At 61.3% G+C, this 17,821-nt stretch carries 19 protein-coding genes; 3 read left to right on the top strand and 16 right to left on the bottom strand.

Translation table 11 applies throughout. The annotated features are described in order from the left end of the window. Nucleotides 1-81: 81 nt before the first annotated feature. The 16 genes from N2597_RS08145 to N2597_RS08070 all read right to left on the bottom strand — a co-directional run bounded on the left by N2597_RS08145 (nt 82) and on the right by N2597_RS08070 (nt 16,909). A complete protein-coding gene (locus N2597_RS08145; protein WP_183596464.1) occupies nt 82-2,148 on the bottom strand; it encodes a hypothetical protein in 2,067 nt (688 codons plus the stop codon). Then, complete coding sequence (locus N2597_RS08140; RefSeq protein WP_225881366.1) at nt 2,136-4,349, bottom strand: lysozyme family protein; 2,214 nt, start codon at nt 4,347-4,349, stop codon at nt 2,136-2,138. Before N2597_RS08140 ends, N2597_RS08145 begins: the two co-directional genes overlap by 13 nt. Continuing rightward, entirely contained in the window at nt 4,349-5,350 is a 1,002-nt protein-coding gene (locus N2597_RS08135; RefSeq protein ID WP_183596465.1) for a tail fiber domain-containing protein, read from the bottom strand. The genes N2597_RS08140 and N2597_RS08135 overlap by 1 nt, the downstream gene beginning before the upstream one ends. Beyond that, nucleotides 5,325-5,732 (bottom strand): GNAT family N-acetyltransferase, encoded by a 408-nt coding sequence (locus N2597_RS08130; RefSeq protein WP_183596466.1) that lies wholly within the window; start codon nt 5,730-5,732, stop codon nt 5,325-5,327. The genes N2597_RS08135 and N2597_RS08130 overlap by 26 nt, the downstream gene beginning before the upstream one ends. Then, on the bottom strand, nt 5,729-7,549 hold the full coding sequence (locus N2597_RS08125; protein ID WP_183596467.1) for a hypothetical protein: 1,821 nt from the start codon (nt 7,547-7,549) through the stop codon (nt 5,729-5,731). Before N2597_RS08125 ends, N2597_RS08130 begins: the two co-directional genes overlap by 4 nt. Continuing rightward, nucleotides 7,546-8,244, bottom strand: a complete 699-nt coding sequence (locus N2597_RS08120; protein ID WP_183596468.1) for a phage adaptor protein — start codon at nt 8,242-8,244, stop codon at nt 7,546-7,548. Before N2597_RS08120 ends, N2597_RS08125 begins: the two co-directional genes overlap by 4 nt. A 15-nt stretch (nt 8,245-8,259) precedes the next feature. Next, entirely contained in the window at nt 8,260-8,823 is a 564-nt protein-coding gene (locus N2597_RS08115) for a hypothetical protein (protein WP_183596469.1), read from the bottom strand. Nucleotides 8,824-8,893: 70 nt separating this feature from the next. Then, complete coding sequence (locus N2597_RS08110) at nt 8,894-9,679, bottom strand: hypothetical protein (RefSeq protein WP_183596470.1); 786 nt, start codon at nt 9,677-9,679, stop codon at nt 8,894-8,896. Nucleotides 9,680-9,703: 24 nt separating this feature from the next. Further along, the gene (locus N2597_RS08105) at nt 9,704-10,675 is read right to left on the bottom strand and encodes a phage major capsid protein (RefSeq protein WP_183596471.1); all 972 of its coding nucleotides are present in this window, start codon (nt 10,673-10,675) and stop codon (nt 9,704-9,706) included. Between the two features lie 17 nt (nt 10,676-10,692). Further along, the gene (locus tag N2597_RS08100; protein WP_183596472.1) at nt 10,693-11,784 is read right to left on the bottom strand and encodes a hypothetical protein; all 1,092 of its coding nucleotides are present in this window, start codon (nt 11,782-11,784) and stop codon (nt 10,693-10,695) included. Nucleotides 11,785-11,819: 35 nt separating this feature from the next. Then, nucleotides 11,820-12,131, bottom strand: a complete 312-nt coding sequence (locus tag N2597_RS08095; protein ID WP_183596473.1) for a hypothetical protein — start codon at nt 12,129-12,131, stop codon at nt 11,820-11,822. An 18-nt stretch (nt 12,132-12,149) separates the two neighbouring features. Next, nucleotides 12,150-14,231, bottom strand: a complete 2,082-nt coding sequence (locus N2597_RS08090) for a hypothetical protein (RefSeq protein ID WP_183596474.1) — start codon at nt 14,229-14,231, stop codon at nt 12,150-12,152. Then, a complete protein-coding gene (locus tag N2597_RS08085) occupies nt 14,231-15,802 on the bottom strand; it encodes a terminase large subunit (RefSeq protein WP_183596475.1) in 1,572 nt (523 codons plus the stop codon). Before N2597_RS08085 ends, N2597_RS08090 begins: the two co-directional genes overlap by 1 nt. Further along, nucleotides 15,768-16,235 carry a terminase small subunit-like protein gene (locus N2597_RS08080; protein ID WP_183596716.1) on the bottom strand — a complete coding sequence of 156 codons (468 nt, stop codon included), beginning with the start codon at nt 16,233-16,235 and terminating at the stop codon, nt 15,768-15,770. Before N2597_RS08080 ends, N2597_RS08085 begins: the two co-directional genes overlap by 35 nt. Nucleotides 16,236-16,356: 121 nt before the next feature. Further along, entirely contained in the window at nt 16,357-16,593 is a 237-nt protein-coding gene (locus N2597_RS08075; protein ID WP_033182850.1) for a spike base protein, RCAP_Rcc01079 family, read from the bottom strand. A gap of 1 nt (nt 16,594) precedes the next feature. Beyond that, nucleotides 16,595-16,909: a hypothetical protein gene (locus tag N2597_RS08070; RefSeq protein ID WP_130755763.1), complete on the bottom strand. Its 315-nt coding sequence runs from the start codon at nt 16,907-16,909 to the stop codon at nt 16,595-16,597. Between the two features lie 129 nt (nt 16,910-17,038). Between N2597_RS08070 and N2597_RS08065 the strand changes: the two genes are divergently transcribed. From N2597_RS08065 to N2597_RS08055, 3 genes are read left to right on the top strand one after another with little or no spacing between them, the layout of a single operon-like run. Further along, complete coding sequence (locus N2597_RS08065) at nt 17,039-17,272, top strand: hypothetical protein (RefSeq protein ID WP_003539161.1); 234 nt, start codon at nt 17,039-17,041, stop codon at nt 17,270-17,272. Nucleotides 17,273-17,305: 33 nt separating this feature from the next. Beyond that, nucleotides 17,306-17,518 (top strand): hypothetical protein, encoded by a 213-nt coding sequence (locus N2597_RS08060; RefSeq protein ID WP_183596476.1) that lies wholly within the window; start codon nt 17,306-17,308, stop codon nt 17,516-17,518. 22 nt (nt 17,519-17,540) lie between these two features. After that, a complete protein-coding gene (locus N2597_RS08055) occupies nt 17,541-17,801 on the top strand; it encodes a hypothetical protein (RefSeq protein WP_183596477.1) in 261 nt (86 codons plus the stop codon). Nucleotides 17,802-17,821: the final 20 nt, after the last annotated feature.

The raw sequence follows: 17,821 nt of genomic DNA, 5'->3' as shown, positions 1-17,821 counted from the left end.
GGCGGGTCGTTTGACGCGGGATTTGTACTGGGTATCTGTTTCGCTGCCCTGCTCTATCTCGCTATTTGCTGGATCGACCCGTCATCGCGTCCTCGCGGCTCCGGCGTTCAGAAGCAACGCTTTGACAACAGGGTCGACTAGCGCGGGCGTCGTCCCCATCCCCTGAGCTCTGATCAGCCCTTCGACCAGCTTTTCACGCTGTTCCCCTATAAGTGCACGGGCCAGGCTTTCGCGCGTTGCATTGCCGGTCTCGCTGGACATGAGCGCTTTGACGATGCTGTCGACCTTATCGACAGCGGCCGATCGAGCCGCACCCAGAAAGCCGCCGGCCTTGAATGCTTCCCTCACTCCAAAATTTCCGCCAGTGCCGCCACCCAGCTCGTTCTGAGCTGCGAGGCGTGCCGCGGTTTCGCTGTTGCGGGTAACCGTGTTGGCGGTATCGGCATAGATGCGCTCGTTATCGAGCACCTTGAACAACCGCTCCGCCTTCTCTGGGCCGAACAGGGTTGCGAGACGCGCGCGGTTCCAATCGCCCTCTCCCTTGATCAGCCTATTCATGGCGGCGATATCGTTGGAATTCGTGCCGACTATGCGATCAATCTCAGCCCTCGCACCCTGAGACAGCCGCAACGGCACTGCCGAAGGACCGATCTGCATCCCCTGCGGCTGAACGCCCTGCTCGACCTCTGCAGCAAGCTCGGATGGCCGTGGCGCGGTGCGACCGCTGTCCAAAACCTGTTGACCGCGGGTAACAGCCTCATCCTGACGGGCAAGTTCCGCATATCCGGCGTCAATCTCCTTGATGCGCGGAACGGCGCGCGCGAGGCCGTCGTCGAGCATCTGACGAGCTTCGGTCAGCGCGGAGATCACCTTCGGATCAACTTCCGTCTTCAAAAGCCCGTCGATCGCCTGGCGCGTCTGGAACATGACGCCGGGATCTGTGGACAGGACATTAGAGTCCGCGACGTTCATCATGTCGCGGACTTGGCGAAGCCGGGCTTGTGCAGGGCCGCGAAGCCGGCTGATGTCAGCCTCGATCGCGGATGCTATCGGCTCTGTATTGTACGGCCTAGCCTCGCGGAACACCTCGCGATAGAGCGGCGAATAAGCATTCTGGTTCGCGGCGATATCTGCTTGGATCTCGGAAGGGACGATGTTTCTACCGGTCGTTTCGTCGATCGTTTGACCAATTCTGGTGTTCGCGCCCGCCGCGCGATCGGCGAGCGTGGTTCGGATCGTCGTCTGCGCCGGTCCAGGCGTTGCCGCAAGCGCGCCGGCCTGCTTCTGAAGGTTCGGCCCGAGGTCCGCGGGAATAGCCTGAGACCCCATCTCATCCAATCTTTGAGGAAGAGTCACCGCGTCAAGGCCGTCATCGGTCACTGCGCGCCGGAAGTAGCCGAACGCCTGAGGGTCCATGCCGGCAGTCTGCGCCGCCGTGCGCGCGCGGAGTGCATCGACGAGCGATCTGGCTCCGGCCCCAATGACCTTGCCCGCCAGGGGACCGCCCAAGCCAAACAGGCCACCCAGCTTTATGCCTTCCCATATCTTCTCCGGGTCACCCCCAGAGCGAACACCAGCGTCAGCCCCGCCAATTGTCGCGCCTGTCAACCCAGAGATGCCCGAACGGACGAGCAAGCTCCCGCCGCCGGCTCCAAATGCGACGGGGGCGGCCATGACCGCCGGGATGGTCCCAGCAACGGCTCCAGTTAACTGCGCTCCCTTGTCGACTATCGGGTTCGCTGCTTTTTCCGCTCTGGTCGCTTCATTCATACGATCCATGACTTGGTCGTAGGTTTCGTCCGAGAACGCCGCGACAGTCGCTGCTGCAGCCTTCTCGGTACCGTAGCGGATGGGCGGACCAATGATCGGAATACCCTCGATCAGTCCGCCGACGCCTGTTCTAGCGACTGAAAGGGCGTCGTCCGCCGGCACTCCATACCGGTCAAGCACCGGCGGCCTCTGCGCGGCCTCGCGCTCGGCAGCGAGGTCAGCGTAGACGCGGGCCCGCAACTCTTCGCCAGTCTTAGGTGGCGGCTCTGCTGCCGGGTCTGCCGCCGAAGGCTGCTGCGTCTGCTGGGTTCGACTCAGACGCAGGCGCGCGGCGGCAATCGCCATAGCTTTCTGCTGCTCGGGTGTCATTTCTGCCATAGCTTACGCTCCGCGGGCGTCATCGCGCCCCAAACATCGGCCGGGATACCTTCCGGCGGCGCTCCAATGTCCCCCGCTGACGGCGGCGCCAAACTCGGCACTTCGGGGATATCCCCAAGCGTCGGCAACACGTCCGCCTCGTTCATGCCACGCCGGCCGAGAATGCCGCGATACTGCCCGATGTCGTTGTCGAGCGCGCCTCGGTAGGCGCCCATGCGGCTTCGAGCCTCTGCAAGGATTGCCTGGCGCGTCTCCGGGGTGAGCCTTTGGCCACCGTTGACGCTGTTGATTATTCCGGAAAACCAGTCCGGCAGGCTGGCCGTGTTGTTGACCATGACCATTTCGCCCTCTCGGACCACGGAATTCGGATCCATGATCTTGCCGAGGCCATAGACAAGGTTCAGGTCGGACGCCTTGCTGTCGGTCTTCGCTGTGTCGATCATCGACTGGTAGACCGGCGCTGCCTGTTGATAGCTCTTGTAGGTCGGAAGGTTCTGCACCTCTTTGCGGAGGTTCGACACATCTTCTGGCTTGTAGCCGGTGCCTTGGTAGACGACGCGCTCCTGGCCGGGGCTGAAGAGGGTCTCACCTGGCTGCACGACCACAGGCTTGTTCCTCTCGAAATCGGACTTCTGCCGCTCGAGATCGATGTTTGCCTGCTCAGCTGCGGTGAGCGTCCGGCGGTTTTCCTGCTCCTGCTCGAATTTCTCCCGATCGAAATCAAGCTTTGCCCGATCGGCCTGCGACATTTCCGACCGATAGACCGGCGTCAGCGTCCCGGTGCGCGGATCTGAACGAAGAACCGTTCCGTCGGGCAGCGTCTCAAATCCGTATTCCGGCGGCCGCGTAAGAACCTGCAACTGCTGCGCTGCCAGCGCCTTAATCTGAGGCGAAGTATTCGGATTCATGATCGCCTGCACCAGCGCTTGGACGCGCGGGTTCGCCATCGGGTTCGGCTGCTGCTGGGGGGCGTTGTCGAGCGCCTGTGCGAGGCGAACAGGCGCTGGCTGCTGCTGATCAAGAGACGGCGCGCTCGCAACGGGAGGTGTCGGGCCGACTGTCGACGTCGGAAGCAACGCAACCTGGGGGCCTGCCTGAGGCGGCATGACCTGCGCCGGATCGGATGCGCGCATCTGGCCAGCAGCGCCGGGCATGGGAATGCCGATCGAAGGGTCGAGGCTTGCAACTTCACCCGGTGCAGCTGCTGGCGGCTGTGGTGCGTCGGGGCGTCCGGACGTCGTCACCATCGGATCACGATACCCGGGCGTCGGCGCCGCTGCCGGTGCATTGACCGGGGGCGGCTGGATCGGCGCTGCAGGAGGCGCGACGGGGCCCGCGCTTGCGACCTGAGTGCCAGCGGGGACAGCCGTAGCGCCAGATTGAAAATCGGCCACGATCTGCGCCATCTCGGCATCGGGAATATTCTTGAACCCTTCCCACTCAGAACGCAGCGCCTGGATCTTCCCAGGCAGTGTGTCGGCGGAAGCGATACGCTGGCGAGCGAGATAAGACGCCACCCGATCTTGAGTGGCTCGGTCATAGGGAGCGTTCGGATCAAGGCCAAGCGCACCAACAGCGTTGCGCAGCGTTGTGCCAACAGTCTGATACTTCCCGACCGGAGTTGCGACACGGCCAACCTTGCCTTTGACATACTGGGCATATGGGCCGCTCGGGTCGGTGAAGGCCAAGACGTCTCTGATCGGCATGCTCGAAATGGATGTGCCAGCGAAAGGGCCATCCTTTTGAGCGTGGCCGAAGAGAGTGTCGTAATCGCCCGCCCCTTCGGTCCTGTCGACCGCGGCAAGGAAAGACGACGGGAGGTCACCATTGGTCGGGGTGGCGGCAATATTCCCCGATGAGTCCACCTTCGGCATGGAGGAGCCGGAAGCGCCGGGGTTGGCCGGCTTATTGCCGCCGCCGAACAGCGATGACAGGAAGCCCTTGGGCTGCTCTGGAGGCGTGTAAGGCTGTCCGGTGATGGCTGCGATCACTTGAGCGTCGGCGGCTTTCTGCTGGTTCGCCTGGTTCTTGATGGCAAGGCCACCCATAAGCGCCTGGGCCATGCGGGCTGCACCCTCCCAAGGCGACTGAATAGGGCTCGTGTCGGTGCCCTGCTGGAGCATCGCTGCGGCAAGGCGCTTGCGGGCGTCGGTGACGTCTGCTTGCGACTGGCCGGTATCGCCGCCGAAGATGAACCCCATCACAAAATCCCCGCGTAGTTGACCATCTTGAAGCCGCCAGGGCCTTCAGCGACGGCGTGAGGAGCAATCGCCTCGACCTCGTCGGCCATGACGCCGACTTGCCGGCCGCCGCCCCAGGAATATTCGTACTCGTAGACCGGGATGCCGGAAGCAGTTGCACCGATCTGGTGAATGTCACGCTTCAACCGACGATCGGACATCGCCCAGCCGCCGAGCAGAGAACCACCAAGGCCGAACAAGCCGCCCATGGCCGCGTTGGACTGCTGCACCTGCCGATCGTAGATGCCCATTTTCTGATTGAAGTTCTCATTGATCAGCCCGGCCTGGTCGACCGTCGGCAACTGCGTCGTCGGCGTGTTGACGTAGTTCGGCTGGTTGACCTGAGACCCGGACATCAGCGCTGAAATCTCGTTCAGCGGCTGATTGCGTTCCGTGAGGATCGAATTCTGTGCGTTCGAATACATGTCGCCCAGGTACTGATCCGCCGCCGCCTGCTTGCGTGTGGTGAAGTCCTGCATGGCATTGTTGTAGGCTGCCGAGCCCATCGAGATGCCTTTATCAGCCAGGCTCTGATCAAGACTCGCCTGTTCGCGGTCCCACTGGTTGTTGAACCCCGACTGCCAATGGTCGTTGACGTATTTGTCAACGTTGCCCGAACTGAGATCGACATTCGTGCCAAGGATGCCGGAGACCTTTTGGGTTTGATCGTTGGCGAGCTTGGCAAGCCCGAGCTGGGTCTGCTGTGTTTGGTCGTAGATCGCCTGATTTTCGGGCGAATAGGTCTGGTAGGCGGAATAGGTCGGCAGCTTGTAGGTCTTGCCGTTCTGGTCGGTCATGGTCGTGTAACCGCTGACCTTGTACTCAAGTGAGCCATCGGGCGTGTACTGGTTCGTATGGCTCAGGCCAGCGTTCGCAATCGCGGTATCCACGTTCGTCGCTGTCTGCGCCGCCGCGGTCTGCGTCGGGTCCGGTGCCTTAGGCGCCTTGGGTGTGGAGACCATAGGGGAAGTCCTCTTTCAAAATTCCGTAGAGCAGCGCATCACTGTCGCCGAAATAAGCCCGCTGTCGGCCTTCCAGACGCGCACCGAGCCTTTCCAGCGCCCGTTGGGCCGGGATGTTGTCTGCGCGCGTTCTGAACGTTGCACGGCGGCATCCAAGCTGCTCGACAACATACTGGAACGCCGCCCGCATCAGCGTCTTGGATAGGCGGTCGGCGGCAAGCGAGACCTCGACGTCATGTTCAGTCCAGACGTTGAAGACATAGCCGGCGATGATCCGGCCGCCCTCAACCTGGGCGATGGCTGTGAAGGGCGGATGGAAGGCCACCCCGATCTTCCCGCCGACCCACGCCGCGATATCCTCGCGGGGTTCGGAGACGATCAAATCGGAGCGCCTTTTTCATAGAGGACCGACCCGCCGACGACCGCCGCTTCGGATACCGAACCTGTTGCCCCCGAAATCAGCGCCCGGATCGTCGGCGCCAAGGCAGAGCCGACACCTCCTGCAGCCGCAAACTTCCGGACAAGCGACGTTCCTGGGAATATCGACACGCCCCAGATTGCGGTTCCCCACTTGGCCGCCGCATTGCTGTCCACCGACGACAGAAGCGCGGTCGGGATCTTCACCTGATAATCGAAGGACATGCCGGCATACATCAGCGTCGAAACGCCGATCCGGCCCGTCACGCCGATAAGTTTGGAAAACTTCGTTGCCAGGTCCTCACCGTACCGGTTCCAAGCACCGACCATGAGAGCGTCGATCGCCGCGCCGTTGTCGTTGGCCCCGACCTCGGCCTCATAGACTGTGCCATCACTGGAGCCGAAGAACAGCCGGTCTTGCCAGTTGGCCCAGCAGGACGCAGCAAGCCCGACAAAGCGGCACCATGCCCCCGTTTCCGTGTTCATCACATACTGATACGGCCCGAGAGACGACGGCAGGTTGACAATCGCCATTTGGCGCGCCGGGAAGCTTGCCAGCTGCCATTCCTGCGATGTCGTGCCGCCGGTCATGACGGTTTCGCGCCACGTCGGGCCGATCTTCGCGGTGATTGCTCCGAGGCTGGTCGCGCCGCGATCGAGCTGCACCGCTTTCGTGATCGGAACAATCCCGTCCGTGGTCATGATGGCGAGATCGGCGCCGACCGAGAGAAAGCAACGTTCTGTCCCGAGCGGCCGGCCGAGTTTGAAGGTGCCGAGCAGGCTCCAATTCGAAGCGCTCGAGGGATCGGAGCCCTGATAGACGATCACCTCGCCCTCGGTCGACATGAGGACCAGACACTGCTGCAGCCCGGTGGAGACAGGGATGGTCCATGCGCCGATCGCCACCAGCGTGCCGCCATATTTCATGTTGCCGCCGACAGGCAGTACAGTGGCGGTTCCGCTCACCGCGTCCGTGGCAAGATACCAGACGTTGGTTGAGTTCTTCTCGATGAACCACAAGCGCGAACGATAGGCCGTCACCGCGATCAGCAGCGACGAATCCGAAATGCCGGTGATCATCGTCGACGAGACATAAGGCGTGGCTGTCGCGCCGGTCTCCAACTGGGCATTGGTCACCGATCCGGCCACGGTCAATGTCAGCGTGCCGGCCGTTGGCGTGAATGTCAGCGTCACCCGGTTGCCGACGCCCGTTCCGTTCAGGACGCCCGCGAAGGCACCGGAGAGCGTCACGGAGCCCGTTCCGAAGAAACTGAGGGTATACTGAACCGCCTTCACCGCAACGTTCTGCGTGGCGAGCGTGGCGGTGCCGACGAGTATGTTGTTGGTCCACGTCGTGCCATTGTAGAGTAGCGGCAGATCGAGCCCGTTGACGAGGCGAAGATACTCCTGGCCGGCAGGGTTCGTATATTGCTGGACGGACCAGCGCGCACTGCTCTGCCCGCTTACGACAGCAGCCCCGACCGCGCCGCCGGCCGTGATTTCGAAGATGTTGCCCCCTGCGGCCGCGAAGAGACGATTGCTTGCGCCGACATACGGGATGACGGTCAGCACCGAAGCGCCAAGCCCTGTCGCAAAGGCGTTATGCCCATATCGCGCGCGGACTCGGTTCGCTTCCGGGAAGAAGTTATCCAGTTGGAACGCCGCGTCCTTCGGCATGTCCGCCATTTCGACGTCGGTTCGCCAGCCGCCAATAGGCGCAATCCAGTCTTTGCTGGGCGAGACGCGGCCGGTGCGTCCGGGGGGAACTGGTTTTCTCGTCATACCGTGATCGTGCCAGGCCAGTAGTTTTCAGGGACTTCGCCGCGGTACGGCATCGACATGCTCATGGGCTGCGCAGCGCGATCGGCGCCAACGGCTGCCTCCTTGGCGCGCTCGTAGTTTTCGAGCTCTTCGCCGTAATCGAGGCCCTTGGCTCGCTTCCATCTCCAGATGAGAGAAAGCTCAACGAGGTCTTCCGGGAAGCGCGCCGTATCCGTGTCGTTCGCCCAGTTCTCGGCATAGGTCGCGCCGCCGTTGACCGCGATCCAATTGCCCGAGATGTATTCGTAGCGAAGGATCTCGCTCACATCGTTCGGGAAGAAGGCCAGCTTACCCCCGAGCATGCGCCAGACCTGCGGCACGGGGTTGGAATTCTGGATCCTAAGCCGGTCCCATGCTGCCGGCTCCAACGGCCCATTGAGCGACCACAGACGCGAGACGTTCCAGATCATCGAATTGGCGACGAAGCGCTTGAAATCGGCTGGCGGCTCTGTCGGCTCCGGGATTGCGCCGGTTGCCGTGAAATCCCGGATCGTCATCAGCGCCGACCAGTCATGATCTTTCAGCAGATCACGCCCGGCGCGGGTGGACAGGATCAGCAACTGCCTTATTTGCGGATCAGCCGACGACATAACGGCCGTCGGCTGATCGAGATCGATTTCCGCGCATACATTCTGAATGATCGACAACAGCGACATGCGCGGGTCTCCGGTTTAGGCTGCTGCACTGCGACGGCCGGAGCCGCCCTGTTCTTTGGCAAGGGTTTCGAAACGCTTGCCCATCTCGTCGATCTGCTGCTGCAAGCGCGTGACGTCACCCTTGAGACGTTCGTTCTCAGCAGCGAAAGCCGACGCGGCGCTGGCATCTTTGGCGGTCGTCAGGAACGCCTGGGCAGCAGCGACGAGCTCGTGCGCGCCCATACCGATCTTCTGCTTGGCAGTGTCGGAAAGAGCGGCCAGCTGTTCGACGCTGTAAACGTTGATAGCCTCCAGCTCTTTGATCTGGCTGGGCTTGAGATACGCCCACTGCGAAAGCGGCGTGCCGATCAGCTGCTCGCGCGCCGCGGCGCCGTCCTTGAAACGCTTGTAGGCGTCCGAAAACCGCTCTTTGTCGTGCTCTGTCGCAACGCGATGAACTTCCGTGTGCTTGTCGCCGGCGATGAAGATGGTGACGAATTCTGTGTCTTTGAAAATCGGCCGTCCTTCCTGTTCGGTGAGGAACGGCTGTTCAACGGGCTCGATGCTGAAGGAGGCGTAGACGCCCTTGCTGTCGGTCATGGTGATTGTCTCGCTGTTGATGGCGGGGAAAAGGAAAACGGGCGCCGAAGCGCCCGCCATGGATTGCAGGTTAGTTCACCTTCGAGATGTAAGGACGCATCAGTGTCGCCTCGAGCACGCCCGTCGCCGTGACCGTGATGGCGGAGCCATTGGCTGTGGCGTTAGCGGACATGGTGATGCTCTGCACAACGCCCGAGGGGCTGTAAGTGATGCTGCTGATCGTCGTGGAACCGGGGATGCCGGTGCCCGAGATCGACGCCCCGATGAACGGGCCGCCTTCCGGGGTCACGCTGCCCAGAGACGAGAGCACGGGCGAGCCGTTGACGGTCGTTGCCGTGAAGGTCTGGTTGGCGGCCTGGAAGTTGACACCCTGAATGGCCTTGCTCGATGCCGTCGGGGACGCCGGGGCAGTTGCAAGACCAGCCGTGGCTGTGGTTTCGGCCACGACAAGAGCCGCCGTTGCGGTGGTGACCAGTGCCGGAGCCTGACCATTGCGCTGCAGCCAGATGTAATAGGTTCCGGCTGCAAGGCTGATGGCCTGTGCCGGTCCACCGGACTGCGTGGGCGCCTGATTTGCCCCGGCGAAGACGCCGCAGCGATAACCGACAACAGCAGCAGCCGTGGTCAGCAGCGTTGCGGTATAGTCCCGGTCCCACTGAAACCATTGACCGGGCTGGAGCGTGGTGGTCGCCGCCAGGACAAGCTTGACGAAAACCCATTCGGACTCCTTGGTGCCTCCAGAGACAGCACCAAGAGCGAAGTTCGGGCCCGGAACACCGGAGCCCGAAACGATCGGACCTTCGACGACGAACGGGTTCGCGCCAAGACGATCGGTCTGGGAAGTTGCGATAGTCATTGGAGTTGATCCTTTCGTTGACGATCAGGCGAACAGCACGCCCTGCAGGAAGGCGTTGTTCATGGTGAGGTTGCCGGCAAAGCCCATCAGTTGGACGAAGGCATCCTGGTTGGTGTTCATGCGCTCGTCGCCGATCGGAGCCATGTCGCGGTCGCGGTGCGGGCGGTAGAACAGGTATTTGGTGTTCAGGAAGAACATCTGGTTGGCCGGTGCGCCACCGCCGAAGCCACCGTCGAAGATGACGTCGGCGCCCATGTACTGCAGGGTCTGGAAGCCGGCCATGCCCTTATCCGCCGAGGTGATGCGCTGGATCGCCTGCAGCGATTCCCAGTAGAGGCGGAAGTAGTTGTTGTCGCCGATGATCAGATCCGGTGCATCGGCGCCGCGAACGCAGCTCATGTAGAGCCGGTTCATGTAGGACTGGATGTTGGCGGTCGTTGCTGCAGCGCCGCCATCGGCCAAGGCCGAGAACTTGTTGTTCCGCCAGAAGCCCCAGGTGGCGCGAGAGATGCCGCCGACGGTGCCGGAAGTCGGCGACGTCGAGACGAGCAGCTGCAGGCCGCCGATCTGCTTACCGCCATCCGCAGTGCCGTCGGAATAGCAGTCGAGCGCGATGTTGTTCTTCAACGTCGTTTCCGCGTTGTCGATGCGCTGCTCGAGCAGATCAAGAACGGCATCTTCGCCGGAATTCTGAAGCTGTTCCAGACCGGACATGGAAACGGCAACCGCAGCCTGCTTGTAATCGAATTCTGCAGCGGTGATGACGTCGGAGGGCTGGACGTTCAGGATCTCGTAGCCGCTGTAGCGCTTGAAGCTGCTATTTTCGGCATATTGCAGTTCCTGAACGATGGTGCGGCCGCCAGAGACGGGCTTCTTGCGGCCGCGGCTGTTCAGACGCGTGAGAAGACCGTTGTTCTTCGTCACGTCGTCGGCAACGACACCGCTGCGGTTCCGCAGGGTAGTCGTCACGATTTCAGAGAGGTTTGGAGAAACCATTGATCATTTTCCTTTGATCAAACCTGACCGCGCGCAGCGTGCAATGCAGTGCGAAGCGAGTCCCGGATGGAGGTTGGTTGGCCGGCGCCGGCGCCCTGGGTCGGACCGGGGGCGGAAGAGCCGGAGATGGATCGAGAGGCGCGGCGGGCCTGATCTGCCGCTGCTGCCCTCTGGGAAGTCTGGTCCTGAACTGTGTTCGCTGGTGCAGCCTGGCTGATCAGCTGCTGGCGAATGTCCGGACGCATCCAGCATGCTGCGTCATATGCATCCTTGAGCGACGATGCCCGTCCCGCGCTGATAAGGGCGACCATGTCGTCAAGAACTGCCTCGGCATGCACATTTGCTGGATCGGAAATGAAGGCATTGACCTGAGTTTCAGTGTCTCGTTTCCGAAGTACCTGTTCAACCGTTGCCTCGACGTTGACGGGTTGAGGCGAAGGCTGTGGCTGGGCCTGTTGCGGCCGGCGCTGCAGAACTTGATCCTGCTGACCGGCGACAAGGGCGCGAAGATTGACGCCAGCCATGTTGGCGACGTGAAGGACGGTATTGACCGGGTCCTGCTGTAGGGAACGCTCCCATTCAATCGCGCGGCGCATGACGTCGGCGTGAGTGGTGCCGGCTTGGCGGACGATCGGAGTGAATTCTTCGAGACCCTTATAGTCCTGGAGAACCCGGAAGCCGTTGTCGACTTCCTGCTCGCGCTTGGCGACAGCGGCCTGCACTTCTGGCGGCAGAGTAGCGAACTGGGCCTTTGCCTCTGCGGACCATCCCGGCGGGACGCGATGGGCATTCGCGGCTGACTGCTGCTCTGATGCCTGGGGCTGAGCCTGCGGCGTCTGCTGGGCGGCTGGAGTAGCGTTTGCCGCGGCTGGCGTCTGCGTAGCCTTTGGCGCAGCGGCCTGCTGTTGCGCAGGAGCGGCTTTGTCCGTCTCCTTCGGCGCGAAACGCCCATGCTCGTCACGCTGGCGATCGGCAGCGCCGCTTGGCGCCGGACTGGACTCTGCGCTGTCCATGGCCGCCCTTAGGCTGTCGCGGATGCTTACAGGCTTGTCGCTAGACGCGCCGAGGTCTTCGCTGCCGTTCCCGGCCTCGTCAATCAGGTCTTCCATGTCGGACTGTTCCTATCTCGGGGATTGATGCCCGTTCAGGCGTTGTATTCGGCGTGAACCCGCCGCAACTCGTTGCGGATCGCCTTCCGGTCCGCTTTGGGTTTTTCGATCGGCTGCGGCTTCTCATTGCCGATCTCGACCACGCCTGCCGCCCGATAGGCGGAACGCAGCTTGGCCTTCGAGGTGTAGTGTCTTCCGTCATGCATCGATTGGATCTCGATGCTGTCGCTGACGAAATGCGGCGCCGGCAGATCCGACCGCGCCACGGTCTGCGCCGGCATGCAATTGTGCGGCCATCTGTCGAGTGCGTGCCAGCCGCCGCAGACGCGGCAATAGCGTTCTCTCATTATTTGACCCCTAAAATTCTACTGGTAACTCGACGGCTGCGTCTGGAACTGCTGCAGCGCCTGTTGTGCCATGTCGCCCCTTGCCTGCTCTACCGTCGTGCGATGCTCGATTTCCGCCTGAGCGACGCCAAGCTGTGCTTTTCGCTCCTCGGCGCCGGCCTTTACCTGGGCGGTCTTCAGATTGATCATCTGCTCTGGCGTGGGCTCCGGAGGTGGCTTTGGCGCGGTCGCTGCCTGCGAAAGCTGTGCCCCTACCTGCTCAAGAGTATTCTCCAGCTGGCGGCCGGCGCGGAAGCCGCGGGCGGCGAACAGCAATGTCTCGACCATCACGGGGACGAGCATCGGTGTCTGCTGTGCAATAGCGCCGGCCTGTTGCATGAAACCGCCGATCATTTCGACGAATTCCATGCGGCGCTGCTTTTCGGCGTCCTCGTCCGGCTCGATCGTCGAGTCCGTCTCGATATCAATGCGGAAGCCGCGCACGCTGTCATTGCGAAGCAACTGCACCACTTCGTCAATCGTCGGCTGCTGCATCATCTGCTGGATCTCAGGCGGCAACTGAGGCGTTTGCGGCGGCGGTGCGGGCTGACCCATCTGCTGCGCGCGAGCCGCGGCCTGTTGCGCCATCATCTGCTGCTGTTGCATCTGCATCTGGACCTGCTGCTTCTGCGCCGCGGTCGGGAGCTGAATGCCGCTGACCAGCATCAGCGTCTCAGGCTGGAACTGGTCACAGATGATCTCGCCGGCGATATTGACGATATCCCGAGCAAATCGCGCCAGTTCCGCCTGGCGGTCACGGATGCGGATGGATCCCCATTGGCTCTTGATGCGCTGGGCCGTCGCCGTCTCCGAAGCCTGCGTATCGCCGCGGACGATGTCCGAGATACCGGTGATCTGGTAAACGTCCTCGATGAGCTGCTTACGCGCCTCTATACAGGCGACAATGACCTTTTGAACGTCGTCGATCGGCAAGGTGACGATGGCTTTCGATCCACCCTTGTCGGTGAACGCCGCCCATTCCGGTATCGGCACCATAACGGTGTCGTTCTCCGGCCGCATGGCCTTCTCGATTGCCGGCGATACCGAGCCGTCACCCGATGGATAGAACACCTTCAGCCTGAGTTGGTCCGTCAGCTTGTTGATGCGCCGGGTGAGGTTGTCGATCTCATCGCATTGCTGCTGATAGTAGACGTAATCCGGTACCGGGATGAGCGAGCCCGTCGACAACGTGCCGTAGGACGGCCGCGGGCATGGGAAGAAGCGCGTCAGCTTCAGCGGCGGTTCCGACACCTCAAGAGCAACGGGCGCGCCTTCGGCAATCCAGACCGTGTAATCTTCTGTTTTGCACCAGATCTCCCAAACGTAGGTCTTCCCCTCGTTCTGAGCGCGCTCGGTCTGGTTTGTGCCGTGGTTCGATCCGGCGCCATTGGCAGCAAGGCTTGCTCGACCGTCCGGAAATCGCTTGTCGAACTCCTGATCGGTCATCGGCACACGCCGGGCGACCCACGTTACATCCTTCCAACGGCGCGCCGGGGAATGTAGGAAGTCCGACCAATGGACATAATCGATGCAGACGCGCTCGTCCGTAATCGCCTCGAGCGGAGAGACCGGGTCATCGCCCATGCCATCGTCAGCCGCCGACGGTTCAACGCCCATGTCGATCGGTTCGAAGTCCGCTTCATATCGGAGCCAGACAGTCCCACGGGCGCAGAGCAGGAAGTCATCCCGAACCGCCCGCATGACGGAATCCAGATCGGCGTCATCGGCGGTGAACGCTAGATTGCGCTCGACTAGTTCGGACGCCATGCGAGCGACAGGCTGCGAGTCCTTGAACCGGCGCTCGACAACAGGCTGAGGAACCCGGGCATAGACGGCCGGCTGAAGAACCGAGGTGTTCGCCCACAGCATAGGGAACCGGCGCTTGGCCGCGCTCGTCTGATCCGCCTGCTGCTGCAGATAGATCTTCTCAATCTTCGTGCAGCGATCGACCCACGACTTGAAATAGCGCTGCGCACGCTCAAGTTCCTGCTGCCAGTGCGCGCCGACCTTAGCCAGGTCGTACTGGTCGCCGGCCGGCAATGTCGCTGCTTCGTCATCCATCAAACGTGCTCTCTATATGTCGGTGTGGAGTTGACGAAATCGTTGAACGTCATTGTCTGGAACGTCGGCAGAGGCTTTGGATCAGGCTTCAATGGTTCGGCCGCCAATCCGGTGAAAATGATTGCCAGCCCGCCAAAAGCGTCGGCGCCGTGCGAGGCCCAGTTGTGCAGCGGCTCGTCGCGGAACACGCCTAGATCCTCGTCCCATTCTTTCCGATAGTTCCTCAGGCACTTGATGCCGTCGGCGCATCCGGCCTGGTCGAACTCGACCTTCGCCAGGATGCGCCGGGTACCGCTGATGCGATCATGGACATAGGCGCGCTCGACCTTCCTGACCGTGCCAAGGTTTCGCGCCTTGACCTCCTGCAGCATGATCTCGATGCGTGTCATGCCCCCGCGCGTCCACTCTCTGACGCGGATGTCATGTGGCATGTTATGGACGCCGTAGACGTAACCACGCTCGTTTGCGCGCCGCTCCAGCTCGTCCAGCATGCCATCCATACCCGTGCCGGTGTGTTCGAAGTAACCGATCATCCGCACGCGGCTCGGGAGCACCTGGAACAGCCAGACGCTGTTGGTGTCATCCATGCCGATGTCGGAGATGGTGTGCACCGGATAGCCCGCCACATGCGGAAAAGCGCCGATCCGCTCTTCTGCGTCCACCATCGCCATCTGGTCGGCGTAGTAGGCGCCTTCGACGCTCGCTTCGAAGGCTTCAGCCGGCGACGACGGATATTCCCGCTTCATGTCGCCCATCTGCGTCTCAGCCTTCTTCACGTACCACGCTTTCTGCCCATCTGTGAGGTCGATCCCCTGATCTGCGAGACCTCGAAAATATTTGGCGAAGGCGTCGGTGATGATCACGCCAGCCGGATCAATGGAATATTGCGGCTCTTTCCACCACGGGAAGAAATGGAACTTGAAATCCAACGGCGTCAGCGCCGAGGCTTGCCGCTGCTTCACCTGGGCGTCCTCGCAAAGATTGTAGAAATGACCCTCTTGCCCTTCGGCGGTGCTTTCGATGAACACCAGCTGCCCGGCCTGAACGGTGTTGAGTGCGCCGGTCCTGACCTCCCTCGCCTTCTCCGGATACTTCGCGCAGAGCTTGCCATATTCCGAGATATGGAGGTACTGCAGCGTGCCCGATCGGAGCGACGTGCCGACGCGGATGCTCGAGTTATTCCCCAGCAGCAGTTCCGTCTGATTGTCCCTCTGGATCGGGACCGCATCGCGGATGCCTTGCGGCAGATTGTCGTAAGGATATTTCACCTTGTCGCGAAAGATGGTCTGGGCGTCGCCGAGCGTGTGAGCAATGGTGCCGGCGCGGATATCCCGGTTGAAGACGCAGGCATCGAGCATGAAGATCTGAATGAACGTCGTCAGGCCGAGCTGGCGAGCCTTGAGCAGCACGTTCAGATAATGCATCTGCTCGAAGAACGTCATCTGAGCCCAGTTCATTTCGAACTTGACGCGGCGGCCGCCCTTATCGGTGATCCAGTACAGGTTGTTCAGCCGCCAGCGCCAGTCCGAGAACTGGTCAACCGCCGTTTGGAAGTCCGCGGGTCTTGCCATTGATTGCTTCCAGCAACTCAGCCACGCCACTCGTCACGCCGTGCTCGAGCTCGACCTTGGCGCCGTACTTCTTCGGCTTCAGTTTTTCCGCGATCCACTGACGGGTAGAGATACGGAGCTGCGAGCGTCGAAGCGCCTCGCCATTTTCAACCCAGCGTGTTTCTTCCCCGAACTGCTTTTCCATCCAGTCGTTGGTGCCGTCGTCGGCAATCTCGATCATCTCGTCGACGAAGCCGTCAGCCTGGATCTCTCGCGCCTGCGCGTACTTGGTCCGAAATGCTGACTTCTCGTCATCAGCCAGCCATGCAAGCACAGTCGACTTCGCCGGCATCGCGTCATCCCTGCAGATCGAGCGGAGGCTTTCGCCATCCGCGATTCGCTCACAGATGATGTCAGCGATGGAAGGGGTGAACTTGCTCGGTCTGCCTGTCATTGTCTCCTGCCTTCTGATCGGCTGGTGCGGTTCTGTGGTGGCGAAGACTGGCGCGGTTACCTTACCGCCGCTGTCCAGCGACGGGATCTCGTTCAGCGGTTCGTTCTTGCCAGTGCCCATGTCAGAACAACGCAACGATGTTGGACGCCGTGGTCCCGGTCAGCGCTACGATTGCCGCATGCACCGGCAGTATCGTTCCCGCCGGCACGCTCTTGAAGATGACGGGATCCATGTCGCGGCGCGGAGCAATCGCCACATCGCCGGCCGTGCCGATATAGAGCGCACGGGCGCCTACAATGGCGGTATCATTCGGCGTCACCACTGCTGCACGGGAAGCCGGAGCAATTGAAGGGTCCATCTCACATCACCTCGCGCTCAAGGCGGTTGAGCTGGCCTTGGGCGTTGCTGATCATCTCGGCTGTCCGCTCGGCATCCTGGCGAAGACCGCTGAGGATAGGGCCGGCCTTCTGATCGACCGCTTGCCCGACCGCCTGTGGCACAGCACCGCAAAGACGGTTGACCAGATCATCGATGCGATTGGCGAGTTCACGGGCAGATTCAAGAGCGCTGCCGGCGGCATTGATTGCGCTAGGCTCAGCGCGGGTTGCAGGGGAACTGAGGCCCGCAGAGATACCCGTGGCGCCGATGATGTTTGCTTTTGACAGATCGTACATCGTCATTTCTCCCATTTCGATTGATTAAACAATTGCCAGCAACTCAAATGCAGTGGATTGCCGCAAGTATGGACTCGACTCTTAGTTGTTTTCGCAGTGGTATGCCGTGCAACCGAAAAGGAGGAATGCATGGCGAACTACAAATACGGTGGGCATCTCCATCAGGAGGATAGCGTTGCCTATGACAACGAATGGGCGCCTGGCTCTAGGCCGCCGAACTCGGGGATTTACCGATGCAAGAACTGCGGAGATGAAATCGCCGCAAACAAGGGCAATCCTTTGCCACCACAAAACCACCATCAACACGCGAACCTCGCTCCGATAGTTTGGCAATTGCTGGTGTTCGCCGTTCAAAAGAATTGAGCGGTGACGTGTTGAATCCGGGCAACTCACATTATGGAGGATGAAGTGAGTCAGGAAGACGATGACCTCTTGATGCGCGAAATCAACGCTCAGGCCGATCTAGCAGAGCGAGCTAAGCCAAGGAACCAGAATATATCGGCCGTCGCCGCCATGCTGGCTGACCATTTCTCACATCGCACCGAAGACGACATCAAAGAGCAGTTGAAGGCGGTTTGGCGGCGCCGCGAACTGTTCTGGGAAGAGTGAATTCAATGAGGGCCGCTAGCAAATGCGATTTTACTTCACCTATGACGCCACAAGCGTGATGCGCCGAGTAATCATCATCGCGCCGAGCGATTCAGAAGACGTACTGGTTTACTGCCCACCGGTCGACGGACAAGATCCGTGGGTCGAGAAGGTGGCCGACCTTGATGCGGCGGAGAAACTGGCCGCCGTGTTAATCAAAAAAACCGGGCAACCGACCGTGCTTCTGACCAGGGATGTTGTTGATTGGTGGAAAGCCGGGCTGACGCCGGCAGCAAATCGGTAGCAGCTAAAGCTAGACGCATT

Source organism: Rhizobium sophoriradicis (assembly GCF_025200795.1).
GTDB lineage: Bacteria > Pseudomonadota > Alphaproteobacteria > Rhizobiales > Rhizobiaceae > Rhizobium > Rhizobium sophoriradicis.
Note: the sequence above shows the minus strand (reverse complement) of the source record. Positions and strands in the feature narration are given on the sequence as shown.

Coding starts and splice junctions, on each gene's coding strand:
- N2597_RS08090 (WP_183596474.1), bottom strand. CDS start 14,231: ATGGATGACGAAGCAGCGACATTGCCGGCCGGCGACCAGTACGACCTG.
- N2597_RS08145 (WP_183596464.1), bottom strand. CDS start 2,148: ATGGCAGAAATGACACCCGAGCAGCAGAAAGCTATGGCGATTGCCGCC.
- N2597_RS08070 (WP_130755763.1), bottom strand. CDS start 16,909: ATGTACGATCTGTCAAAAGCAAACATCATCGGCGCCACGGGTATCTCT.
- N2597_RS08065 (WP_003539161.1), top strand. CDS start 17,039: ATGGCGAACTACAAATACGGTGGGCATCTCCATCAGGAGGATAGCGTT.
- N2597_RS08085 (WP_183596475.1), bottom strand. CDS start 15,802: ATGGCAAGACCCGCGGACTTCCAAACGGCGGTTGACCAGTTCTCGGAC.
- N2597_RS08110 (WP_183596470.1), bottom strand. CDS start 9,679: ATGACTATCGCAACTTCCCAGACCGATCGTCTTGGCGCGAACCCGTTC.
- N2597_RS08060 (WP_183596476.1), top strand. CDS start 17,306: ATGGAGGATGAAGTGAGTCAGGAAGACGATGACCTCTTGATGCGCGAA.
- N2597_RS08080 (WP_183596716.1), bottom strand. CDS start 16,235: ATGACAGGCAGACCGAGCAAGTTCACCCCTTCCATCGCTGACATCATC.
- N2597_RS08120 (WP_183596468.1), bottom strand. CDS start 8,244: ATGTCGCTGTTGTCGATCATTCAGAATGTATGCGCGGAAATCGATCTC.
- N2597_RS08100 (WP_183596472.1), bottom strand. CDS start 11,784: ATGGAAGACCTGATTGACGAGGCCGGGAACGGCAGCGAAGACCTCGGC.
- N2597_RS08055 (WP_183596477.1), top strand. CDS start 17,541: ATGCGATTTTACTTCACCTATGACGCCACAAGCGTGATGCGCCGAGTA.
- N2597_RS08125 (WP_183596467.1), bottom strand. CDS start 7,549: ATGACGAGAAAACCAGTTCCCCCCGGACGCACCGGCCGCGTCTCGCCC.
- N2597_RS08140 (WP_225881366.1), bottom strand. CDS start 4,349: ATGGGGTTCATCTTCGGCGGCGATACCGGCCAGTCGCAAGCAGACGTC.
- N2597_RS08115 (WP_183596469.1), bottom strand. CDS start 8,823: ATGACCGACAGCAAGGGCGTCTACGCCTCCTTCAGCATCGAGCCCGTT.
- N2597_RS08095 (WP_183596473.1), bottom strand. CDS start 12,131: ATGAGAGAACGCTATTGCCGCGTCTGCGGCGGCTGGCACGCACTCGAC.
- N2597_RS08075 (WP_033182850.1), bottom strand. CDS start 16,593: ATGGACCCTTCAATTGCTCCGGCTTCCCGTGCAGCAGTGGTGACGCCG.
- N2597_RS08105 (WP_183596471.1), bottom strand. CDS start 10,675: ATGGTTTCTCCAAACCTCTCTGAAATCGTGACGACTACCCTGCGGAAC.
- N2597_RS08135 (WP_183596465.1), bottom strand. CDS start 5,350: ATGGTCTCCACACCCAAGGCGCCTAAGGCACCGGACCCGACGCAGACC.